Source organism: Leptolyngbya iicbica LK (assembly GCF_004212215.1).
In the GTDB taxonomy this organism is placed as follows: Bacteria; Cyanobacteriota; Cyanobacteriia; order Phormidesmidales; family Phormidesmidaceae; genus Halomicronema; species Halomicronema iicbica.
Map to the genome: position 1 here is coordinate 1626721 of NZ_QVFV01000001.1, position 21242 is coordinate 1647962.

The window sequence follows — 21242 nt, forward strand, 5'->3', positions numbered from 1 at the left end:
CCATTCCTTAACCGCGTTAGCGCGAGGGGTGATTGAGAGAAGAATTAATACACGGCTGCATCGCCTTTGCTGGGCCCTGGGCATTACTAAGCATAGTTATCTGTGCGTAGTTATCTGTAAAAGCGCGATCGCACTTCTTATGCACAGGAACTGCGATCGCTAACACTGGGAGGGTGCGCGTGGCTGAGATTAACCCCTGTCAGGCGAGCGGCTTATCGGCGGATGCACGTCACCCTTGCGATCGCGCTTTAGATGCTTGCCAAGCCTGGGATCACCTGGTTAATGCCGTCGCCCTGCGGATTCGGCGATCGCTCGACCTGGCAGAGATCTTGCAATCGACAACGGACGAGATTCAGCCATTGCTAGGGTGCGATCGTGTCGTTATTTATCGGTTTGCCCCAGATTGGAGCGGGCAAGTGGTCACCGAAACCGTCGCCCATCCACAATGGAGCATTCTCGATCGCGTCATCCACGATCCGTGCTTTCAAGCGAGTTGGCTCAAACCTTATCAAGACAACCGCTACTTTGCCCTGAACGATATCACCCAGGCTGACATCACTCCCTGTCATGCCGAGTTTTTGGCCAGCTTTCACGTCAAAGCCAATTTAATCATCCCCATCTTAGAAACCGACACCCTCTGGGGCTTGCTCATTGCCCACCACTGCCAGGGAGCCCGACTTTGGCAAGCAGCTGAAATTGAAGGACTGCAACTGCTCGCGGTGCAGGTCGGCATTGCCATTCATCAGGCGAGGTTGATGGCGGAATTGCAAGCCGCCAAAACTCAGCTCGAAAGCACCGTGGCGGCTCGCACCAGTGCCCTAGCTCAGAGTCGCGATCGCCTGCGCGACGAAATGCAGCGTTGCCAACAACTCGTCACCATCGTGGCCTCTTCGCACGATGCCATTCTCAGTACTGATCTCAACGGCATCGTCACCAGTTGGAACCAGGGTGCCGAAGCTCTGTTTGGTTACACCGCCGCCGAGATCATCGGTCAATCGTTGATGACGGTGATTCCCGAGGCTTTGCAGGCCGAAGAAACCCAGATGTTGGAGCACGTGCATCAGGGGCAACCGATTACCAGCTACGAAACCCAGCGGTGTCGCCGAGACGGTCAACTGATCGACGTGGCGATTACCATTTCGCCCTTGCGAGATGAAGACGGCAACCTCACTGGCGTATCGCGGATTCCCCGTGATATCTCAAGGCGCAAGCAAGAAGAACGGCAGCGACAAGCCGCTGAGGCCAATCTCGCCGAAAGCGAGCAGCGACTGCAACTGGCCCTCGAAGCCTCGGGCGATGGCCTCTGGGACTGGAATATCACGACCGGAGAATTATTTTTGAGCGATCGCTGGGGGGCCATGCTGGGCTTTGCCCCCGGCGAGTTAACCCCTAACGTCACCACCTGGGAGGAGTTGATTCATCCCGATGATCGGCCCTGGGTAGAAGAACGATTGCAGGCTCACTTAGCCGATCCGACCGTGCCTTACCAATTTGACTATCGCCTGCAAACTCAAACAGGGGACTGGAAATGGATCGCTAACTACGGCAAGGTCGTCACTTGGGATGCCGCTGGTCACCCCATGCGCATGGCCGGCACCCACCGCGACATTAGCGATCGCAAACAATATGAAACCCAAATTAAACAGAGCGAAGCCACCAAGCAAGCCTTGATCCAAAGCATTCCCGACCTCCTGGTCCAGATTCGTCAAGACGGCTTATATCTGGACGTGCTGAACCGTGACAGCACGAATGTTGACATCTTTGCCTACGACAGTAATCGCGCCGGAGCCCATGTCACTGAAGCGTTACCGCCCGATTTGGCCCAGCAGCGGTTGGCCTATGTGCAGCAGGTGATTGCCACCCAACAGCCCGTGACGTATGAATATCAGATCGAGGTTGAGGGCACGATCCATGACGAAGAGGCGCGGTTGATTCCACTGGATGACATTAGCGTCTTGGCCGTCATTCGCGACATTAGCGATCGCAAACGCATTGAAGCGCAACTCCGGCAGAGCGAGGCGACGAAACAAGCGCTGATTCAGGCCATTCCCGACTTTTTGGTACGCATGCGGCAGGATGGCGTCCAATTAGAGGTGATCAACGTTGGCAACGTTTACTGCCTGCATCCTGCTCCAGCACCAATTCAACGTCACAACGTGCTGGATATTATGCCTGCTGACATCAGTCAGGAGCGCATTCAACTCGCGCAACGGGCGATCGCGACGGGGCAGACGCAAGTCCAAGAATATGCCTTTACTCACGATGGACGCACCATCTACGAAGAAGCCCGCATCTCACCGATGACCGACGATGAAGTGCTGGTGATGGTGCGCGATATCAGCGATCGCAAGCAAGCCGAGCACGACTCCCAAGCCAACAAAGAACAACTAGAACTAGTCCTGAAAGCCTCGTCTGAGGGCTTTTGGGATTGGAACTTGCTGACCAACGACATTTATTTTTCGCCCCGGTGGAAAAGCATGTTCGGCTATGCCGACCACGAACTCGAAAACACCTTCGAGATGTGGGAATCGCTGATTTTTGAAGAAGATCGAGCCACCGTGCTACAACTAGTCGAAGACTACAACAGCGGCAAAATTGACACCTTTGCCACGATCCAACGCTTCCACCACAAAAACGGCTCCACCGTTTCCGTCCTCTCGCGGGCCATTCATCTCAAAAACGATACGGGCCAAGTCATTCGCATGGTAGGCAGCCACCTCGACCTCACCCAAACCATGCACATGCAAGAGGCGTTGCGCAATTCGGAAATGCAGCTCAGCAGCATCTTAGATAGTTCATTAGACGGCATTATGGCGTTTCGCTCCATCCGCGATGCGCAGGGACACATCATCGATTTTGAGTGGCTGCTGAGCAATCCCACCGCTTGCCAAATCGTCAACAAATCAGTCAACGAGCTCATTGGGCACCACCTGCTAGACGTGCTCCCTGGCAACCGCACCGACGGACTATTCGATTTATATATCCAAGTGGTCGAAACGGGAAACCCCATACAACGGCAGTTTCACTATGCCCACGACGGCATTGACACCTGGTTTGAAAATGTGGCGGTGAAGCTCGGCGATGGCTTTGCCGTCACATTTCGCGACATCTCCAATATCAAACAGTCGGAGCAAGCCCTGCAACAAGCCAACCAAACCCTGGCGACCCATCTCGATGATCTCCGCCAACGCAACCAAGAAATGCTCTTGCTCAGCGAGACGAGCGATTTCTTGCAGGCTTGCCGCACGTTAGAAGAGGCTTGTTCCGTCATCACGACCTTAGTCGAGCCCCTCTTTCCTGATTGCTCCGGGAGTTTTCACATCACCTGTGCCTCGCGCAATCGGATTGAAGCCGTGGCCCAATGGGGCGATCGCGGCTCGTCTAAACCCGAATTTCAACCCCATGATTGCTGGGCCTTGCGGCGGGGTAAGTGGCACCAAACCACCCCCGAATCGTACGGGCTGCGGTGTCGGCATATGACGACCACCAACCCGCAGTTGACGACCCTTTGCATTCCCATGATTGCCCAGGGCGAAACCCTCGGCATGTTTCACCTCAACAGCGAAGATAGTCAGTTACAGAGTGAGTCAAAGCGGCAATTGGCCCGCACGGTGGCCGAGCAAGTTGGGCTCGCGATCGCCAACCTGCACCTCCGCGAAACCCTGCATAATCAGAGTATTCGCGACAGTCTCACCGGCCTGTTTAATCGCCGATATCTAGAAGAGTCGCTGCAAAAAGAGATCGCCCGAGCCCAACGCCACCAAACCTCTGTCGCGGTGGTCATGGTCGATGTCGATCACTTCAAAGCCGTCAACGATACCTACGGCCATGATGTGGGCGACATTGCGCTACAGGCCATTGCCCAAGTGCTCAAAACCGCGATTCGGAGCTCTGACACTGCCTGCCGCTATGGGGGTGAAGAGATGACGCTGGTATTTCCTGACACGCCGCTGGATGAAGCGATCGCCCTCGCCGAAGAACTCCGACTGAGTATCCAACACCTCGTTATCAAAGAAAAGAGTCAACAACTCTGCGACCTCTCGGCCTCGTTTGGCGTGGCGGTATTTCCGCAACACGGCATCCTCGTCCCAGACTTAGTTCGAGCAGCCGATGCGGCCCTTTACCGAGCCAAAACCATGGGCCGCAATCAGGTGGTTGCCGCAGGCTTCAACGCCCAGGAGAAGTAGTATGCAAATTCCAGCTATTCCCGCCAATGAATCCAGTCGTTTGGCGGTTCTGTATTCCCTCAAAATTCTCGACACAGACCCCGAGGAACGCTTTGATCAAATTACGCGCATCGCTCAACGGGCGTTTCGGGTACCGATCGCCCTCGTCAGCTTAATCGATGCCGAGCGGCAGTGGTTCAAGTCTTGCCAGGGCTTCTGTGCCAGCGAAACCCCGCGAGATGTCTCGTTTTGCGGACACGCCATTCTGGAAGATCGGCCTCTGATTGTGCCTGATGCCCGCGATGACCCTCGGTTTCACGACAATCCCTTTGTAATGGGAGAGCCCGGCATCCGGTTCTATGCAGGGATGCCCCTCACCGTACTCGATGGCTATCGCCTGGGCACCCTGTGCCTGATCGACCAACAACCGCGCACCTTAGACACCAATGAAGAACTGCTCTTGATCGATCTTGGGCATTTAGTCGAACAAGAACTGGCCGCTTGCAAAACCTCGGTGCTCGAAGAACTCCAACAGCGTAATCAGGAAATGGAGCTCCTCAGCCGTCTCAGTGACTTTTTACAAGCCTCACTCAGTTTGCCAGAGGCGTTTGAGGTGATGCGGAGTTTACTAAACCCCCTGTTTCCGGGCTGTTCCGGCAGTGTTTTCACGATTTGTGCGTCGCGTAATCGGGTCGAGCAAGGGGTGACTTGGGGCCAACATCAGTACTCGATCGAGGCCTTTGCCCCCGAAACCTGCTGGGCCTTGCGGCGGGGGCGATCGCATTTTGTCAATCCCGAACGGTCAGCGCTGCAATGTGCCCATGTACACCAGCACTCCGAGCATCCAACGGCGGCCACGCTCTGCATCCCCATGATTGCCCAGGGCGAAACCCTGGGTCTATTCTTCATCAGTGCTATAGAGTTAGGGACGCTCAATCCGGCGTTGCAGCAGTTGGCTCATACCGTCGCCGAACAAATTGCTTTGGCGATCGCCAACCTCAATCTCCGCGAAACGCTGCAAAATCAAAGCTATCAGGCGTCGTCATCATAGTGACTGCCAGACCGCCCCGGCTGGCGCGGTCTGACGGCCCGCATCCCAATTCCCCGCGATAGCCCAGCTCGGTCAAAGGGCTGACCGGACTGACACCTCGTATCCTGAAATAAAGGCAGTTAACCCCAGGCGTTGCCATATGCTGGCAACGCGATCTCCAGCCGCCCACCCGCCTCCTGATTCTGACGACATCCCCTCAATCACCCCATGACTCATCCGGTTTCCGATTCGGCCCCAGCCACTGCGTCTCAGCCCGCATCGGCAAACATCTCCCCTGTCAGTGAGGCCGCATCCACTCACAGCAGCCCTTGGCAGCGAGGTGGGGTCTGGCTGGCCTGGGTCGTCTATGTGGGCTACCTATTGCTGAGTGACTTGCCGCCAGGGCCGTCGCTGCTCCACACCTCACCCGATACTCTGCGCGAAGCGGGGGCACTCAGCCTCAATTTTTGGTTCGTGTTGCCTGCACTCTTTCCCGCCCAAGCGCCCACCCTGCACCCAGCGTTGGAAGGCTTATTTAATGTAGTCGTCACCTGGGGGCTGTTGTTCTGGGGATTTGCGATCGAGGGTCGGCAACAGCGCGTGCCCATGCTGCCCTTTCTCATCGGCACTGCCTTTTTGACCAATGTGTTTTATCTGCCGTGGTTGGGGCTACGACAATCTCGCCGCGATCGCCCCACGCGCCCCCTCAACCGTTTAGAGACCATCACCGAAAGCCGTGCCTATCCCATCGCGTTGATGATTATTCTGCTGGCGGCGATCGCGTGGGGGCTATGGGGCCGCGCCGATTTTGGCAGCATCAGCGATCGCTGGACCGACCTTGTGCAAATCGTGCAGAGCGATCGCCTCGCCTACTCTTTTTGGATCGACCTGCTGGTGTTCTGGCTGTTTCAAGGTTGGCTGGTGCCGGACGACATGGCCCGTCGCCAGTGGCAAGATCCCGTCGCACTGTGGTCGGCCCGCTTGATTCCCGCCTTTGGCCTGGTCATTTATTTTCTACGACGCCCCCCAATTACTTGAGTTTTTGGTCAGACCATTAAGGCGTAGGTCAGTGGGTGGATAGGCTTTTCCCAGGCCTCAAAGCACCCTGTTGAGCATCAAATCATTAAAACGTCGGGATTCCCTTGCCCAGCAGACTCCTTCGCGGGACGCGATCTGTTATAGATGAATGAACGCCCGCAGCTCGTTTAGGCGGCGTCAAAGGACGACGGGTTTTGTATGGCTTCTTCTGACGAACAGCGCATATCCATTTCCCTTAGCAGCGTGGTTTTGCTGGTGTTGGCAGTCCCGTTGCTGGCGCTGTTATGGCAGCTGCGGAGCTTATTTTTGCTGGTGATGATCGCGATCGTTCTGGCCGCGTCGATCGCCCCCGTGGTTGATTGGGCCGAGCGCTATCGGGTGCCGCGCTGGTTAGGGGTGGTGCTGACGTATCTCGCGATCGCCGCCATCATCACTGGCGTCGCCTTTTGGGTAGGGCCCACCGTCGTAGAACAAATCCAACGGTTGATCCGCCAAATTCCGGTTTCCCTCAAGCAAATTCTCGACTATGCCGAGAGTTGGGTCGTCAGCCTCAACGACGAGCGCCCCGACTTTGCCAGCGAGCTCATCAACCGCTTTGTGGATGTACAGGGCCTCACCCGCTGGGTGATTCGGTCAAGTCAGCAGCTCTTGGTGCGTTCTTACGGACTGACGACGGGCATTTTGGGCGGCTTTTTTAGCGTGATTTTGGCCCTGTTTTTATCGGGCTACATGCTGGCCGATAGTCGTACGCTGGTGAAAAATTTAGTGCGCTTGTTGCCCCAACCCTGGGACGATCGCCTGGCCGCCCAGGTTGGCCCCATGAGCAATCGCATCGGCAGCTACATCCGGGGACGCTTGCTAGTTTCGACTATTTTGTCTGTCGCTACCACCGTCAGCCTTACCATTTTGGGCCTGTCAGATTTTGCCTTGGGCCTGGGGGCTATCTCCGGCTTTACCAATCTCATTCCCTTTTTGGGGCCGATTTTGGGGGCCATTCCCGCCCTGGTCGTCGCCATCTCCCAAGGGGGCTGGACGGTCGTTTGGGTGCTCATTCTATATGTAGTTATCCAAAATTTAGAGACCTACGTGCTCGACCCCTTGCTGGTGGGCACATCGGTGGGTGTGCATCCGCTTTATCAGCTGCTTGCCGTGCTGGGGGGCACTCAGGTCTTGGGCATTATCGGGGCGTTGGTGGTGCCGCCATGGATCGCTGGCGGAGCAGTTTTGTTGGAAAACCTATATTTGCGGCCCAAACTCATGGCCGAACGGCGGCGATCGCTCCCCACAAATCCGCCGCCGGAAACCCCAGCGACCAATCGTCCGTCTCCTAGTCCCATGATGGCAGACGGCTAATCGTCGTCCGTCTGATTTAGCGTCCAGGTCAGCGCTTCGCATTACAAAGCCTCTACAGCGGGTGGTAATCCTGAGAGGATGTGTCAATATAGGGAGCTAGATTTGACCTTGCTAAATGCACTGTTTTGGGTAATGGGCGAATGATTGGGATGAAACATCTGCGGTGGTGGAGCTTAGCCTTGTTGATCGCAGCGGGTAGTGTGACGGCGCCCCGGGCCGGGGCCGATGAGTTTCCCCCCTGTGCGCCCCCTAATGCGAACGAGTATCTGCTGCTCGTGCAGGGTGATACGGTCGAAGCCCGCGATCGCATTCAAAACCTGTTGCCCACCACCACCATCGTGAGTGTGTGTCGCTATCTGGACGATGTCGTGGTCCGGGCCGGTGGTTTCACCAGTTTGGAAAACGCTAATGCCTGGGCGCAATACTTGACCGAAGCCGAAGGCGCCCAAGCCTTTGTCGCCCGGCCCGCCGCCCCCGGCGAAGTGACCACCAGCACTCCCATCGCCGCCGAGCCCGTCGCCCCAGCAGTCACGCCCGAACCGGCACCTGCGCAGCCGACCACGCCGGAGCCGACGCCCGCAGTAACCGACCCCGTGGCCGCTGCCGAAGTCGCATACGCCCCCAAACTGTTAGGCGAGGGCTATGCCGTATTGGTGAATTACAGCAATAACCCCGACATCGCCAAACAGCTCCAGCAATCCCTTAATCAGCCCGTGGGACTCGCCATTTATCAACAGCGGCCTTTTTTGCTCGCCACCCAGAGCACTGACCCGCAGGCGGCCGCGCAAGTGTTACAGACGCTGAGCAACAGCCGCTTTGGGGCCTTCATTGTGGATAGTAGCGAAGTCGTGTTGCTCTCCGAAGCCGTCGCGACTCCCTGATTATCGGCTTTATGCCACACCGGGAATGCCGCTCAGCCGACCATCGCCATCGATGACCTCTCCGATCGCATAGGCCGCCACCCCTTGCACCTGAAAATGGGCGATCGCCGCCGCCTGTTGCGCAGACGGCACGATCACAACAAAGCCAATGCCCATATTAAAGGTGTTGTACATCGCCTCCGGCGACACCTGACCCGCCGCTGCTAACCACTCAAAAATCGGCAACACGGGCCAGCTATCCGGCTTAAGCACAATTGAATGGCGATCGCTCAGGCAGCGCGGCAGATTTTCGGGCAACCCGCCCCCGGTAATGTGGGCCATGGCGTGAATAGCCAACCCCGCCTGCTGGGCCGCCAAAATTGGCTTGACATATAGCTGGGTCGGCGTCAGCAAGGTCTCGGCCAGAGAAGCGCCATTCAATAAGGCCGGACACTCGGCCCAGTCATAGCCAGGCGTGGCGCGATCGCTCCGCTCCGCTTCCGCCATAATCTTGCGCACCAGGCTGTAACCATTACTGTGAATGCCGCGACTCGCCAGGCCAATCACCACATCCCCGGTCGTCACCTGCGACCCGTCTAGAATGGCCGATTTTTCCACAATGCCGACACAAAAGCCCGCCAAATCATATTCTCCAGGACCATAAAATCCCGGCATTTCCGCCGTTTCGCCCCCAATCAACGCACACCCGGTCTCCCGACACCCCGTGGCAATGCCTTCCACAACTGCGGCTAACTGCTCGGCATCCAGTTTGCCTGTTGCCAAATAATCCAAAAAGAACAGCGGCTCCGCCCCACAGGTCAACACATCGTTAACGCACATCGCCACTAAATCGATACCTACCGTATTGTGCCGATTGAGCGTTTGGGCCACTTTGAGCTTGGTGCCCACGCCATCGGTACCCGACACCAACACCGGGGTTTCATACCCCGTCGGCAGTTGAAACAATCCCCCAAAACCGCCTAAGCCGCCTAGCACCTCGGGACGGCGCGTACTGCTGACCATTTGTTGAATGCGATCGACAAAGGCGCGGCCCGCCACGACATCGACTCCGGCCTCTTGATAATCCATAAACTTTGCCCCTTAAAACGAACTCCACACATGCCGTTGTGACAGCGTGACATCTATATATTTTCTGGGCAAATGGTCACCCTATTGACAGAACCACCGCCGCCGCCGCGATCGCGACATTCCCAACAACGCAAAACCAACCGCCAGAGAGGCTAATGCCCTCGCATTCATGCCTACCCTATCGGTTGATCTGACCGAGAAACAGCCCCGACACTGGGCTGACGGTTGTGCAAACACCAAAATCGACTTAGGAATCAGGATTTTATAAAGTCCAAGTTTTGTCGGGCAGGCATCTTGACTGCTCTTGAACAGCCGTCTCGGCTGTTCATACTTAATTTAATTCCAATTCCTTAGCAGCAAACCCGACATCACAATACCGACCAAGCACAGCGCCAGCGATCGCTGCCATGATTCCCTCACCGCTTAACCGTACCGAGTCACCCAAAGTCGCAACTGAGCAACTCATCAAAAAAGCAGCGGCGTAAAATAATTACGGCTTATCAATAACGCAGCATTGTCCCCAGAGGTGGCACTGCAAAAAGTTGCATTACCGGTAGCCAATTTAGAAAATGGCACACTTCCCATCACCGAAAATCCAATTGCTTTTTCAAAATCTTGGGTCGGCAAACGATAAGTTTTATTGACTATACAAGCCTGACTATCAGCGCCTCAACAACGCACTTCACAAGGATCTGATCGATTCCGTCTAATTTTCAAGAAATCCTGACATTCAGCCTTGGGGAAATCTGCTGGGTTTTCTGCGGATTGCCAATCGAATTCTTCGTGCTAACGTACGGGTCGTTCAAATGAACTTGAAGGGTTATGTCGAGGTGGACGTGATTTTCAAGGGTCTGAGTTAACGGCAACCGCCAATTCACTCAGCCTTTGATCGCTGGCTGGCTGGTTTGCAGCTCAGCCCGTCACAACACCACCATGTTGAGCTCTTGGAAACTATATGATTCAGAACTTGTGTCGCAGCTTGACGGTCGCCGCAGTGGTATGTGCCACGGGCGCACCTTTAGCCGCAAGCGCTGAGCAAACCTTAGGGAATGCTCACGCGAACCTACAGGAAACTCTCGAAGTCGCTGTCGATCAACGGGACGCAGCCACCCCTGAAGCCCGTTCAGGCGATCGCAACTCCGCTCGGTTAACCCCTGAAGCGGCTGAACTTTCAGACCTTTTCCGAATTGCTGCCCACACGCTCGAAGGCGAGCGGATCGCCATTTTGCACATCGACAACTTGCCGGTGCTGACCTTTGTCGACGACTTAGAGACCGACGCGACGACGAAGGCCATTACCACCAGTGATGAACTGGTCAATCGAGCTGAAGCCGTCGCCCGTGCGATCGATGCTTTTTACCAGGCTGGTGGTGACCCCCATGCCATTGGGGTGCGTTGGAATGACGCTGCCGAAGAATATGCCCTCACCCTCGATGGCGAAGACTTAGTCGCCATTAATGAGGCCGTCCGCTATGTCAACCCGACGGGTCAGCTTCAGACCGATGCGTTGCAGGCAGCCAATCGCCTGCGTAACCTACTGGGCGCATCAGAAGAACTGACCGAAGTTGAAGGCGCACCGGCCCCCGCAGCCGTAGCCCAGACTAACTGGGGCGTAGTTTCTAGCTTCTCGGGTACCGCCTCTTGGTATGGGCCTGGCTTTGACGGCCGCTCGACCGCGAGTGGCGAACGGTTTAATCGCCACGCCTTAACAGCCGCGCACCGGACGTTGCCTTTTGGGACTCGGGTGCTGGTGACGAACGTCAGCAACAATCGTCAAGTGGTGGTGCGCATCAACGACCGAGGCCCCTATTCCCACGGTCGGGTGATTGACCTCTCAGAAGGTGCCGCTCGCGAAATTGGTCTGCACCTAGCAGGCGTTGGCACCGTTCGGGTCGAAGTCCTCGGCAATTAACGACAATTAACGACGATCGCTTGAATTAACTGAGTTTTAAGTCCCTCAGAAGTTGTCAATCAGCTTCTGGGGACTTTTTGTGTCCGTCACAGCTGTGGTTGTGCAAGGGGCCAAGTCAACAAAATCAACGGCAACAGGAGACTGACCAACGCAAATCGCCGCGATCGCCCCAGCATCAGGCGGCCACACCTGAACGTGCCAAGCCCGTCCGGCGTTGGTCGGCGTCACTGCGGGGCGCACCAGCTGAGGCTGAGGCTGCAAAGCCACTTGCACGTCTCGGAGGGGATAGCTCAACCCCAGCCCTACAGCCTTTAGGTGAGCTTCTTTGACCGTCCACATGGTGAGAAACCGGGCCAGTTGAGCAGTTGGGTCGCGCAAGACATCGGCCTGCTCTGCCGGCGTCAAACATTTTTGCATCAGCGATCGCAGTCGCCGCCGGGGCTGCAATACTTCCACATCGACCCCAAGCCATGGACAGCGACTGAAGGCCCAGATTACCCAGTCGCCGCTGTGCGCCACGTTGAAATGTAAAGGCACCGATGCCGCCGCGAGCATTGGCCGCCCCTGGGCTCCGTACCGCAACTGAATACTGGCAGGTGGCTGTTGCAGATAACTCGCCAATAGGTAACGTAAGCCACCGCGACTGCACAGGAAGCGATCGCGATCAGCTGCGCGACGATAGCGCTGCCAGCGGGCTTGTTCATCCGACGATAACCAGCCTTGCCAGTGCGATCGCGCCTCCTGGGCCGCCGCACCGCGCAATTGCCACACATGAGTCGTCTCTGGTTCTGGCCACGAGATCGCTTGAGGCTCCGTTAAATTCACCGCGGTCTGTGCTCCTTGCAGCGATCGCCCATCCGATTCGCTATTTCGCCATCGTCTAGTCTGACCGGACTCCAGCCGCCAGATTCCCAAACTGCCCGCAGCCTCAATGACCAACGACGACATCCCCGTCCAGAGACTTATTCTGCCACGCCAACCGGGGACTGTCTTTCCACCGGCAATCCCGCGTGGTTCCACTCCAACATGCCCCCCCGCAAATTGGCAGTTTGCTCAACCCCAGCCTTACGGAGAATGACCGTCGCCTGCCCCGAGCGACTGCCCGACTGGCAAACCGTCACCACTGGCCGATCTTGAGGAATTTGGGCGATCGCGTCTCGCAAATCCCCCAAGGGAATCAACTGGGCTCCAGCGATGTGACCCAAGCGATTATTAAATTCATCCGCCTCCCGGACGTCGATCACCGTCACCTCTGAGAGATGTTCGGCCACCCACTGCGGCTCAATCTCGCGTAAGCCGCCATAGGTCTGACGCACCGGAGCCCAATCAATCACGCCAGGCAGTTGCCCGTCTTCGGGTCGGCCACACCGACAATTTCCCGGAATCGCGATGTCAATCTTTTTCGGGTGGGGCAAGCCCAAATTATCCATATAGCCGACAAAGTCTGTTTCCGTCGCCTGGCCGCCAATGCGCGAGTTGTACTGTTTTTCTTCTGCCACGGTGGAAGCCGTGCGACCGCTGTAGTCGTGTCCCGGATAGATGGCACAGGTATCTGGCAGGGTAAAAATCTGCTCTTTGATGGAGTGGTACATCACTGACGCATTGCCCTGCTGAAAATCGCAGCGTCCGGCCCCCCGAATCAACAGACAGTCGCCCGTAAAGGCCATCGACTGATCATCCAACACGTAAGTGACACAGCCGTCTGTATGGCCGGGGGTCGCTCGGACAGACAGCGATCGCCCGCCAAATTGAATAGTGTCGCCATGATCCAGCAGTCGGTCGGCGCCCTCAATCATGTCGCCATAGCGCCCCGAGATAGCAATCTGTGAACCGCAGGACTGCTGCAACCGCCAAGCCCCAGTCACGTGGTCGGCATGGCAATGAGTATCCAGCGTGTACAGCAAGGTGAGCCCCAATTCTTCAATCAGTGCCCGATCGCGATCGTGCTGCTCAAAAACCGGATCAATCAACACTGCTTCCCGGCTTTGTGGATCCGCCAGGAGATAGGTGTAGGTCGAAGACGACAGATCGAACAGTTGCCGAAAAATCAAAGAAGCAGAATGGTCCACGACAAAACCCCACTTTTAATGAACATATGACTATTCAGTAGTATAACGCCTGCGATCCAGAATCAGGTCACTCCCGTTGGTGCTCTTGTGTTACTGATATCCGCCCCTCTTGGAGTCACGATGAGTCACACTTCAGAGCGGCCTTGACGGATGCTCTGAGCCGTTGCCAGCACCAGGCATCTCGTCCCTCTGCTGAGCGTCATCACCCATAATCTGATTATTGGCAAGGATGGTGCCCGCATGGCATCGCCCCATTTCCTGCACTTGCTAGCAAGAGATTTTCGATTCCCTTGATCCCTTGACTAGTCTGTGTTGTAAGCACTCATCCCCTGCGACCGACCCGAGAAGATAGTGGCCTGATGTTCACGAAGTGTAACAGAGTGATATTTTGGTATCTGGCGCTATTTGCATTCAGTGCTGAGGGCATATTAAAACGACATACCGAACGATGGCGATCGCCGCCTAATCAATGCATTGCTGTTTGATCGTCTAATTTACGCTTCTACCGGGACCCATAGCGGTCGAGTGATTCTACGTCTTGTTACGATTTGCCTATGTTTACTGCACTTGCATGGCTTTCGCTGGCTCCCACCGTTGTGAATGCCCCCATACCCCCGTCACCAGCGCCCATTGTGGCCGCTGTACCCGCGATCGAGGGGCAGGCCCTGCCGCGAATTCCGGACGAATTTACGCTGTATCACGATGTGCTGCCCCTGCCAGGCCAACTGAACAACGTTCCTGTCTTCAATAGCAATAGTCCAGAGTTGGTACAGCAAGATGGCATTCTGCTCTCCACCTTCCCCGGTGATGAGATGGCTCATGCCGACGCCCACCTGGATTTCGCCTTTGAAGGGCGGTTTGACTTTTTTGCCCATCACATCGCTCGGGGGCTCGTGCCCGACGATCGCCGCACACTCTTTATTGGCGGTGTGATTTATAACCCCAACCCTGAACCCGTCACGTTAACGATTGGGCAAGGGGTCAGCTACCTCAGCCAAGAAGCACCGTTTTACAATTTGCCCGCCCTGCGGTTCAATCCAGACGGCTCCGTCTTTTCTGGACCGGGCAGTCGCACAGTCGCCGACGTCTTGCAGCAGCGTCGTCAGTCTCAATGGCCCCGGCAGATTGTCATTCCTCCCGAACAAACATATTTATTAGTGAATGCGCCAATTCCCCTGCGGCGCTTGCCTTTTGCAGCTGATGCCACCCTGCCACCGGGTTCGATCTTGCCGGGTGCGCCTAACAACTTTCAGGGCTACCCCGTTGCCTCAGTAGTGCCCCGTGCTGATGGTCGCCCCTTACCCAGCAATGGGCGATCGCTGCTCTTACATCTAGAAAGTGATGGTCCTGTGTATGCGGCCACCCTGGCCATGTATGCGCCCCGCACCGACGAGGGTGAAGAACGTGCCCCGACCCTGCAAGAATGGCTGAGATTATTGGTTAATGGTCGGCTGGCTGGTCCCCGCGACATTCCGCCCACCAACCCGGAAGAGTATGCCAAAAGTGACGAAGACAGCCGCTTTTTCTATGGTCGCGTCGCTGGCGTCGCCCAAGGGTCACAATGGGAAGCCCGCGCCGTCGATGAAGAGGACGCCGACTATCTGACGATTCCGGCCGCTGGCGAAGCCGTTTCTTACGTCATCAGCACCGTTGACTACAACACCTTTGGCACGAGCCAAATTCAAAGTGCCCCGATGTTGGCGCGCTATTCTGATACGGCCTATCGCGCCCACGGCAACTATGGGGTGCACTACAAAATTCGCTTGCCGCTGCATAATGCCACCGATCGTCCCCAGCGCATTGCCCTGAGTTTGCAAACTCCCCTACAAGACGAGACCTTGAAGCATGGGCTGCGGTTTTTGCGGAATCCGGTGGATCGGATCTTTTTCCGGGGCACCGTCCGCGTGCAGTACGAAACTGAAACCGGACAACAGCAAACTCGCTACATTCACGTCGTCCAACGCCAGGGCGAAGAAGGTGAGCCGCTCTTGCGCTTGGCCTTACCCCCTAACGCTCAACAAAATGTCACCGTTGAGCTGATTTACCCGCCTGACGCGACCCCCCCTCAAGTCTTGACCTTAGAAACCTTGGGCAATGCCAGCGCCCGCACCAGGCCGCCCGCGACCGTCGAGTCCGCGCCGGTTAGTGATGTGGATGAGTCAGCTGATTCATTGTCCCCAGTCCCGCCAGCGACAACATCCACCACGCCGCTGCCCGTTATCAACACCGCTGCTGAGGTGACTGAGACGGACGCTACCGACTTAATACCCGCCAGCATGGATCAGTTTTTGGCCGACTGATCGCTAGGGGCTGCCATCAGTCATGCATCGCGACGATGTCCGAGACGTCGTGGCACCTTCGCCATTGATAAGGAAGGATCATTGTTCCAGCCTGGGGCAGGGGACCAAATTCTTACCAAAAGTTGAGTGACTGTTGTTAAGATTTACCCCATGTGTTTAAGAAATCCCTAGAGACTCATCGTTTTGTCCATGGTTGGGCGACTGTCTATACGGTATCGCCATGGCCAAACCCGGCCTCTAGCGACCCGACCAAACACCCCTTTGTCTACTGATTGCGGAATACATGTCCTCACTCCCGGAACTTTCGTCTCTACAGGCGCTCTCCCGTCGTAGTGTGCTCAAACTGTTCGGATTTGGTACGTTAGCCGCTGGTGTCGGCTACTCTCGATTTAGCAAACCGCAACCCACCATCCATCATCAAGATCGTTTGGCCTTGCCACGCCAACCCGGTCGCGACCTCAAGGCAGTGGTGATTGGTGGAGGCTTGGCGGGCCTCGCAGCCGCCTATGAGCTGAGCCAGCGGGGGGTGCGGGTCACTTTATTGGAGCGATCGCCCCAACTCGGCGGCAAAATCGCGAGTTGGCCGATCCAAGTCGGCGACGACCACTTCATGATGGAGCATGGCTTTCACGGCTTTTTTCCGCAGTATTACAACCTGTTTGGCCTGGTCGAAGAACTCCAGATTCGGCAAAATTTTAAATCCCTCGACTATTATTCGGTCGTCTACAAAGACGGCTATCAGCCCGAAGTCTTTCGTCCCAGCCACTCGGCCTTTCCGTGGAATGTGGTGGATCTGGCCATTAATTCACCGAATCGCTTGAAGTGGGGCATCAACCTCGCCAAGCTCAAGCATTTGGAAGTCTTTCGAGAAATCACTGGCTTCCGCACGCCCCAGAGTTTTGACCGCCTCGACCAAATGTCCGTCGCGGAATGGGTCAAGGAAGACTTCCCCCAAGGGCTCTACGACCTCTATTTTTTGCCCTTTGCCAAGTCCAGCCTGAATGCACCGGATGTGATGAGTGCGGGGGAACTGATGCAGTTCTTCCACTTCTATTTCTTTGGCAATCCGGAAGGGCTCGCTTTTAATGGCACCTGCCAGGACATGGGCCGCAGCCTCGTCGATCCCATCGTGGCGGCCATTGAAGACAATGGTGGTCAGGTGATTACTGGTGCTACCGTGAGCCAACTCGGCTGGCAAGACCACAACATTCACCAAGTGACTTACCACCAGGGCTCGGTGGCGGCAAACCCGGTGGCCTTTTGGGTCGATCGCAATCCGCTGCTGAGCACCGACGAGATGGAATACTTTGGGGCGGGCGATCGCGTCTTCAGTCACCAGCCTGGCACCCAAGAAGCGCTATCTCTCACCTGCACCCACCAGGGCTGCACCGTGCAAAAAACGGTGCAAGTTAGTACCGACGGTGGCTACGCCTGTCCCTGCCACGGGGCCGTGTATGCCCAGGACGGCGAGGTCCTCGGGGGGCCTGCCCGTGAAAATCTCACCCGCTATCGGGTGGTCGATCGCCAGGGGGACCAAATTCAGCTCTTGGCCCAAGCGCCTGCCACGGGGGGAGCCACCGACACTACAGTAGACGCCGATTACTTTGTGCTGGCCGCCGATATTCCCGGCATCAAACACTTGATGTCCCTTTCTCAAGGTCAGGTGGAGCCGACGGTGTCCCGTCAAGTCGAGCAGTTGCAGGTGGCCGATCCCTTTGCGGTGGGGCGGTTCTGGTTCGATCGCGACTTTGACTGGGAGCATAGCTGGTTCACCTCCCTCTCGGGCTATCGCTTGACGGACAGCATCACGCTGTATCACCGCATTCAAGAAGACTACATTGACTGGGCCGAGCGCACTGGGGGCAGCGTCGTCGAACTCCATGCCTACTGCTACAAGGAAAAGGAATTTCCCACCCAGCAAGCGTTGCTCGACACCTTCCAGTCCGAACTATTCGAGATTGTCCCGACGTTGAAAGACGCCACGCTGCTGCACAAGCAACTGGTGAATCAGAAAAACTTTGCGGGCTTTCCCCCCGGCAGCTATGGCGATCGCCCCGAAACCACCACCGCTGCTTCCAATCTGCTGTTCGCGGGCGACTGGGTCAAGATGCCCTTCCCTTGCGGCCTGATGGAACGGGCGGTGAGCAGCGGTCTGCTGGCGGCCAACGCCGTGTTGCAACAAGAGGGCGCCCAGCGTCGTCCCATTTTGTCAGTGAATCCCGAAGGCGTGCTCAAAATCTAGCTGGTAGAATTTGCTCCAACCGTTTGCTGTTCTCGTCGTACTCGTGCTGAGGAGTCCCCTCCCCCATGGTTGCTTTGCCCTCTCAATCTGGTGCTGATCTGACGGTTGCGGCGGGTGGTCGCCAAGATGTGCGATCGCTCGGTCCCAACCCCAACCATTGGTACGTGGTCGCGCGATCGGCAGAAGTCACCGACCAACCGCTGGGCGCCACCTTTTGGGGGGAAGCGATCGTGCTGTATCGCGATACCGAAGGGCACATTCAAGCACTGGAAGATCGCTGTCCTCATCGCCAGGTCAAGCTCAGCGAGGGCGAAGTCACCGATGGCGAGCTGGAATGCATTTATCACGGCTGGCGCTTTGACGCAGCGGGGCAGTGCAGCCACGTTCCTTACCTGGCCGACCATCAAAAGCTGCCGAGTTGTCAGCTCAAAACCTATCCTGTTCAAGATTTGAATGGGTTTGTGTGGCTATTTCCTGGCGATCGCGATCAGCTCGAACGGGAGAACATTCAACCGATGGGCCTGCCGGAGTGGGAGCACATCAACTACATCGCCAGCTTTACCGTCATCGATGTGGAGTCCCATTACTCATTTCTCATCGAAAACTTGATGGACATGTACCACGGGCGCTTGCACGACGACCTGCAAGCCTGGGCTAATCCTGTGCTCGACACCTTAGAAGCGACCGACCAGCGGGTCGATGTGCTCTACAACGCCCAGAGCTACTACCGCATCGACAAAATTTGGTCGGTCTCCCAGCTCTTTATCCCGGCCCTGCGTCAGCTGCACCCTGAAGAGTTGCGCGTCAGTTATGTCTATCCCCACTGGGTCTCGACTCTGGGGCAAGATTTCAAAATCTGCTGCCTCTTTTGCCCCATTAGCCCCACCCACACCCGCGCCTACCTGATCCATTTCACGTCACTCAAGCGGTTCCATCGGCTGCACAAATTGCCCATGGCCTTTCGTCGCTTTGTCAAAAATCGCTTGTTTAATGCAGCGCAGGGGCTACTCGCCGGTCTCGTGAAGCAAGATGTGCTGATGCTGGAACAAGAGCAGGTCGCCTATCTCAAAAATCCTGACTACAAAGGCCCAGAGCTGAATCGTGCCCTGATCAACGTACAAAAGCTAATTCGCCAGCAAGCTCAGCAAGATTAAGGGGACGCACCCTTTGAAAGGGTGCGTCCCCTGGGTGCATCCCCTTAAGGAAGTGGGCATGCTGACCATGGAGACTTCTCAGGTTGCACCACCATGCCCAGACGCCCGCGAGCCGTGAGCCCCGGCCACTACTACCACCTCTACAATCGCGGCAACAATCGGCAAATTATCTTCTTTGAGCGGGCCAACTATCTGTTCTTTTTGCAGCAGTTTCGCCATTACGTCGCCACCGCCACGGTTCACGTCGTCGCTTACTGCCTCATGCCCAATCACTACCACTTTTTGATTTACTTGCGAGCCGCCGACCTCGACGCCGCCATGCGACGCCTCACCCTGTCCTACACCAACGCCATCAACCGCCGCTACGATTGCTGCGGCAGTCTGTTTCAGGGGCGGTTTCAGACCTTGCCCGTCGATCGCGATGACTATTTGCTGCACTTGACGCGCTACATTCACCTCAATCCCGTGAAAGCGGGGCTGGTGGCGCATCCCGCCGAGTGGGAGTTTTCAAGCTATGTAGACTATGTCGAGCTGCGGGCGGGCACTTTACCGCAACGGGAAGCCGTGCTGGCACAGGCGGGTTCCGTCACCACCTATCGGCAATTCGTCGAGCAGGACAGTCCGCCCGATCGCTCCATCCAGCACTTGATGTTTGATTAAGGGGCAAAGGGGACGCACCCTTTGAAAGGGTGCGTCCCCTGGAGGCTGAAAGGGTGCGTTCCCTTGTTTTTAGGGAAAGAGGGCGGTATCGGTGGTGGCGTCGAAGAGGTGGACTTTGTCCGGGGCGATCGCCAACCACAGCTCTTCCCCAATCTCAAAAGTGCGATCGGGCTCCACCCGGACTTGCAGAGTGTCTGCCCCAAACTGCACCGCCAAATAAGTTTCACTGCCCAACGCTTCAATGCGGCGGACGTGGACTTGCAGGTTTTTGGGCGCGGGAGAGCTGAGGGTGAAATGTTCGGGACGCACGCCGAGAATGGCGGCTTGACCGTCGTAGGGTTTCAGGGTGTCTTCCCACTCACCAGGCAGGGTCAGGCGAAAGTCCGGATGAGACACCAGCAGCGGGGCCTGAACTTGCACCGGCAAAAAGTTCATCGGCGGCGAGCCAATAAAGGCGGCCACAAAGCGGTTGGCGGGACGGCGATACAGTTCCAGCGGGGTCGAGCACTGCTGAATTTGTCCGGCATTCATCACCGCGATGCGATCGCCCATGGTCATTGCTTCCACCTGGTCGTGGGTGACGTAAATGGTGGTGATGCCCAGTTGCCGTTGCAGGTTCACAATTTGGGCACGGGTTTCCGTGCGCAGCTTGGCGTCCAAGTTCGACAGCGGCTCATCCATCAAAAAGACCTGGGGATTGCGGGCGATCGCCCGTCCCAACGCCACTCGCTGCTTTTGCCCCCCCGAGAGCTGACGGGGCAAGCGGTTCAGCAAACTATCAATTTGCAGCATTTGGGCGACCGATCGCACCCGCTGATCGATCAGCTTGTCCGCTGGAGCCAAATACCGCAATCCTTTGGGCAGGCGTCGCGTCGCGCCAGAGAGGGCCGTTTGCCAACGGGTGCGGTTGGCCAGCGCTTGTTGCAATTGCTGATTGGCGTCGAGTTCCGCATTCACAGGGGCATCACTCGGCTCGGCTAAGAGCTGGGCGCGACTACCCCCCATGCGTCGCAGACCAAACGCGAGATTGTCGTACACCGTCAGGTGCGGATACAGCGCATAACTTTGGAACACCATGGCAATGTCCCGCTGCTTGGGCGGCAGTTGGTTCACCTGGCGATCGCCCACCCAAATATTGCCCGCCGTAATTTCTTCCAACCCCGAAATCAAGCGCAGCAGGGTGCTTTTGCCGCAGCCCGACGGCCCCACCAGCACCATAAATTCGCCATCCGGCACTTTCAGATTGATGCGCCGCAGCACGGCCTGTTCCGCCGCCGTTTCGCCGTCCTCACTCGACTGCGCCCGACTTTGCCCCACAAAGGTTTTGTACAAATTTTCTAGGACAACCTGCGCCACGGTGGATGGCTCC

14 protein-coding genes are annotated in these 21242 nt (G+C 56.7%); 10 read left to right on the forward strand and 4 right to left on the reverse strand.

Annotated features, from left to right (window positions below):
• The first annotated feature begins 179 nt into the window (after positions 1 to 179).
• From DYY88_RS06830 to DYY88_RS06850, 5 genes are all read left to right on the forward strand, one after another.
• Positions 180 to 4187, forward strand: a complete 4008-nt coding sequence (locus tag DYY88_RS06830) for a PAS domain S-box protein (RefSeq protein WP_130199338.1) — start codon at positions 180 to 182, stop codon at positions 4185 to 4187.
• Position 4188: 1 nt separating this feature from the next.
• Complete coding sequence (locus tag DYY88_RS06835; RefSeq protein WP_052288307.1) at positions 4189 to 5217, forward strand: GAF domain-containing protein; 1029 nt, start codon at positions 4189 to 4191, stop codon at positions 5215 to 5217.
• A gap of 207 nt (positions 5218 to 5424) precedes the next feature.
• Positions 5425 to 6234: a hypothetical protein gene (locus tag DYY88_RS06840; protein WP_052288308.1), complete on the forward strand. Its 810-nt coding sequence runs from the start codon at positions 5425 to 5427 to the stop codon at positions 6232 to 6234.
• Positions 6235 to 6432: 198 nt separating this feature from the next.
• The gene (locus tag DYY88_RS06845; RefSeq protein WP_044151112.1) at positions 6433 to 7587 is read left to right on the forward strand and encodes an AI-2E family transporter; all 1155 of its coding nucleotides are present in this window, start codon (positions 6433 to 6435) and stop codon (positions 7585 to 7587) included.
• 140 nt (positions 7588 to 7727) lie between these two features.
• The gene (locus DYY88_RS06850; RefSeq protein WP_052288309.1) at positions 7728 to 8468 is read left to right on the forward strand and encodes a hypothetical protein; all 741 of its coding nucleotides are present in this window, start codon (positions 7728 to 7730) and stop codon (positions 8466 to 8468) included.
• Between the two features lie 9 nt (positions 8469 to 8477).
• On the opposite strand, the gene purM is transcribed toward DYY88_RS06850, so the two are convergent.
• Positions 8478 to 9536, reverse strand: coding sequence for a phosphoribosylformylglycinamidine cyclo-ligase (gene purM / locus DYY88_RS06855; protein WP_039726135.1), 1059 nt, complete (start codon positions 9534 to 9536; stop codon positions 8478 to 8480).
• Between the two features lie 955 nt (positions 9537 to 10491).
• Here purM and DYY88_RS06860 point away from each other — a divergent pair.
• Positions 10492 to 11448: a septal ring lytic transglycosylase RlpA family protein gene (locus tag DYY88_RS06860; protein ID WP_039726136.1), complete on the forward strand. Its 957-nt coding sequence runs from the start codon at positions 10492 to 10494 to the stop codon at positions 11446 to 11448.
• A 45-nt stretch (positions 11449 to 11493) separates the two neighbouring features.
• On the opposite strand, the gene DYY88_RS06865 is transcribed toward DYY88_RS06860, so the two are convergent.
• Both DYY88_RS06865 and DYY88_RS06870 read right to left on the reverse strand, forming a co-directional pair.
• A complete protein-coding gene (locus DYY88_RS06865) occupies positions 11494 to 12396 on the reverse strand; it encodes a 4'-phosphopantetheinyl transferase family protein (protein WP_052288310.1) in 903 nt (300 codons plus the stop codon).
• Between the two features lie 14 nt (positions 12397 to 12410).
• Positions 12411 to 13517: a rhodanese-like domain-containing protein gene (locus DYY88_RS06870; protein ID WP_039726137.1), complete on the reverse strand. Its 1107-nt coding sequence runs from the start codon at positions 13515 to 13517 to the stop codon at positions 12411 to 12413.
• Between the two features lie 554 nt (positions 13518 to 14071).
• On the opposite strand from DYY88_RS06870, the gene DYY88_RS06875 reads away from it, so the two are divergent.
• The 4 genes from DYY88_RS06875 to DYY88_RS06890 all read left to right on the forward strand — a co-directional run bounded on the left by DYY88_RS06875 (position 14072) and on the right by DYY88_RS06890 (position 19873).
• The gene (locus DYY88_RS06875; protein ID WP_084607012.1) at positions 14072 to 15817 is read left to right on the forward strand and encodes a DUF3370 domain-containing protein; all 1746 of its coding nucleotides are present in this window, start codon (positions 14072 to 14074) and stop codon (positions 15815 to 15817) included.
• 283 nt (positions 15818 to 16100) lie between these two features.
• Positions 16101 to 18059 carry an FAD-dependent oxidoreductase gene (locus DYY88_RS06880; RefSeq protein ID WP_039726138.1) on the forward strand — a complete coding sequence of 653 codons (1959 nt, stop codon included), beginning with the start codon at positions 16101 to 16103 and terminating at the stop codon, positions 18057 to 18059.
• Between the two features lie 65 nt (positions 18060 to 18124).
• A complete protein-coding gene (locus tag DYY88_RS06885) occupies positions 18125 to 19213 on the forward strand; it encodes an aromatic ring-hydroxylating dioxygenase subunit alpha (protein ID WP_044151113.1) in 1089 nt (362 codons plus the stop codon).
• Between the two features lie 93 nt (positions 19214 to 19306).
• The gene (locus tag DYY88_RS06890; RefSeq protein WP_039726140.1) at positions 19307 to 19873 is read left to right on the forward strand and encodes an REP-associated tyrosine transposase; all 567 of its coding nucleotides are present in this window, start codon (positions 19307 to 19309) and stop codon (positions 19871 to 19873) included.
• Between the two features lie 69 nt (positions 19874 to 19942).
• Here DYY88_RS06890 and DYY88_RS06895 read toward each other — a convergent pair whose 3' ends face one another.
• Complete coding sequence (locus DYY88_RS06895; RefSeq protein ID WP_039729609.1) at positions 19943 to 21229, reverse strand: ABC transporter ATP-binding protein; 1287 nt, start codon at positions 21227 to 21229, stop codon at positions 19943 to 19945.
• Positions 21230 to 21242 lie beyond the last annotated feature (13 nt).

Bases quoted from the DNA above. Each gene is read 5' to 3' on its own strand.
- DYY88_RS06835 (WP_052288307.1), top strand. From the start codon at position 4,189: ATGCAAATTCCAGCTATTCCCGCCAATGAATCCAGTCGTTTGGCGGTT.
- DYY88_RS06840 (WP_052288308.1), top strand. From the start codon at position 5,425: ATGACTCATCCGGTTTCCGATTCGGCCCCAGCCACTGCGTCTCAGCCC.
- DYY88_RS06845 (WP_044151112.1), top strand. From the start codon at position 6,433: ATGGCTTCTTCTGACGAACAGCGCATATCCATTTCCCTTAGCAGCGTG.
- DYY88_RS06850 (WP_052288309.1), top strand. From the start codon at position 7,728: ATGATTGGGATGAAACATCTGCGGTGGTGGAGCTTAGCCTTGTTGATC.
- purM (WP_039726135.1), bottom strand. From the start codon at position 9,536: ATGGATTATCAAGAGGCCGGAGTCGATGTCGTGGCGGGCCGCGCCTTT.
- DYY88_RS06860 (WP_039726136.1), top strand. From the start codon at position 10,492: ATGATTCAGAACTTGTGTCGCAGCTTGACGGTCGCCGCAGTGGTATGT.
- DYY88_RS06865 (WP_052288310.1), bottom strand. From the start codon at position 12,396: ATGTCGTCGTTGGTCATTGAGGCTGCGGGCAGTTTGGGAATCTGGCGG.
- DYY88_RS06875 (WP_084607012.1), top strand. From the start codon at position 14,072: ATGTTTACTGCACTTGCATGGCTTTCGCTGGCTCCCACCGTTGTGAAT.
- DYY88_RS06880 (WP_039726138.1), top strand. From the start codon at position 16,101: ATGTCCTCACTCCCGGAACTTTCGTCTCTACAGGCGCTCTCCCGTCGT.
- DYY88_RS06885 (WP_044151113.1), top strand. From the start codon at position 18,125: ATGGTTGCTTTGCCCTCTCAATCTGGTGCTGATCTGACGGTTGCGGCG.
- DYY88_RS06890 (WP_039726140.1), top strand. From the start codon at position 19,307: ATGCCCAGACGCCCGCGAGCCGTGAGCCCCGGCCACTACTACCACCTC.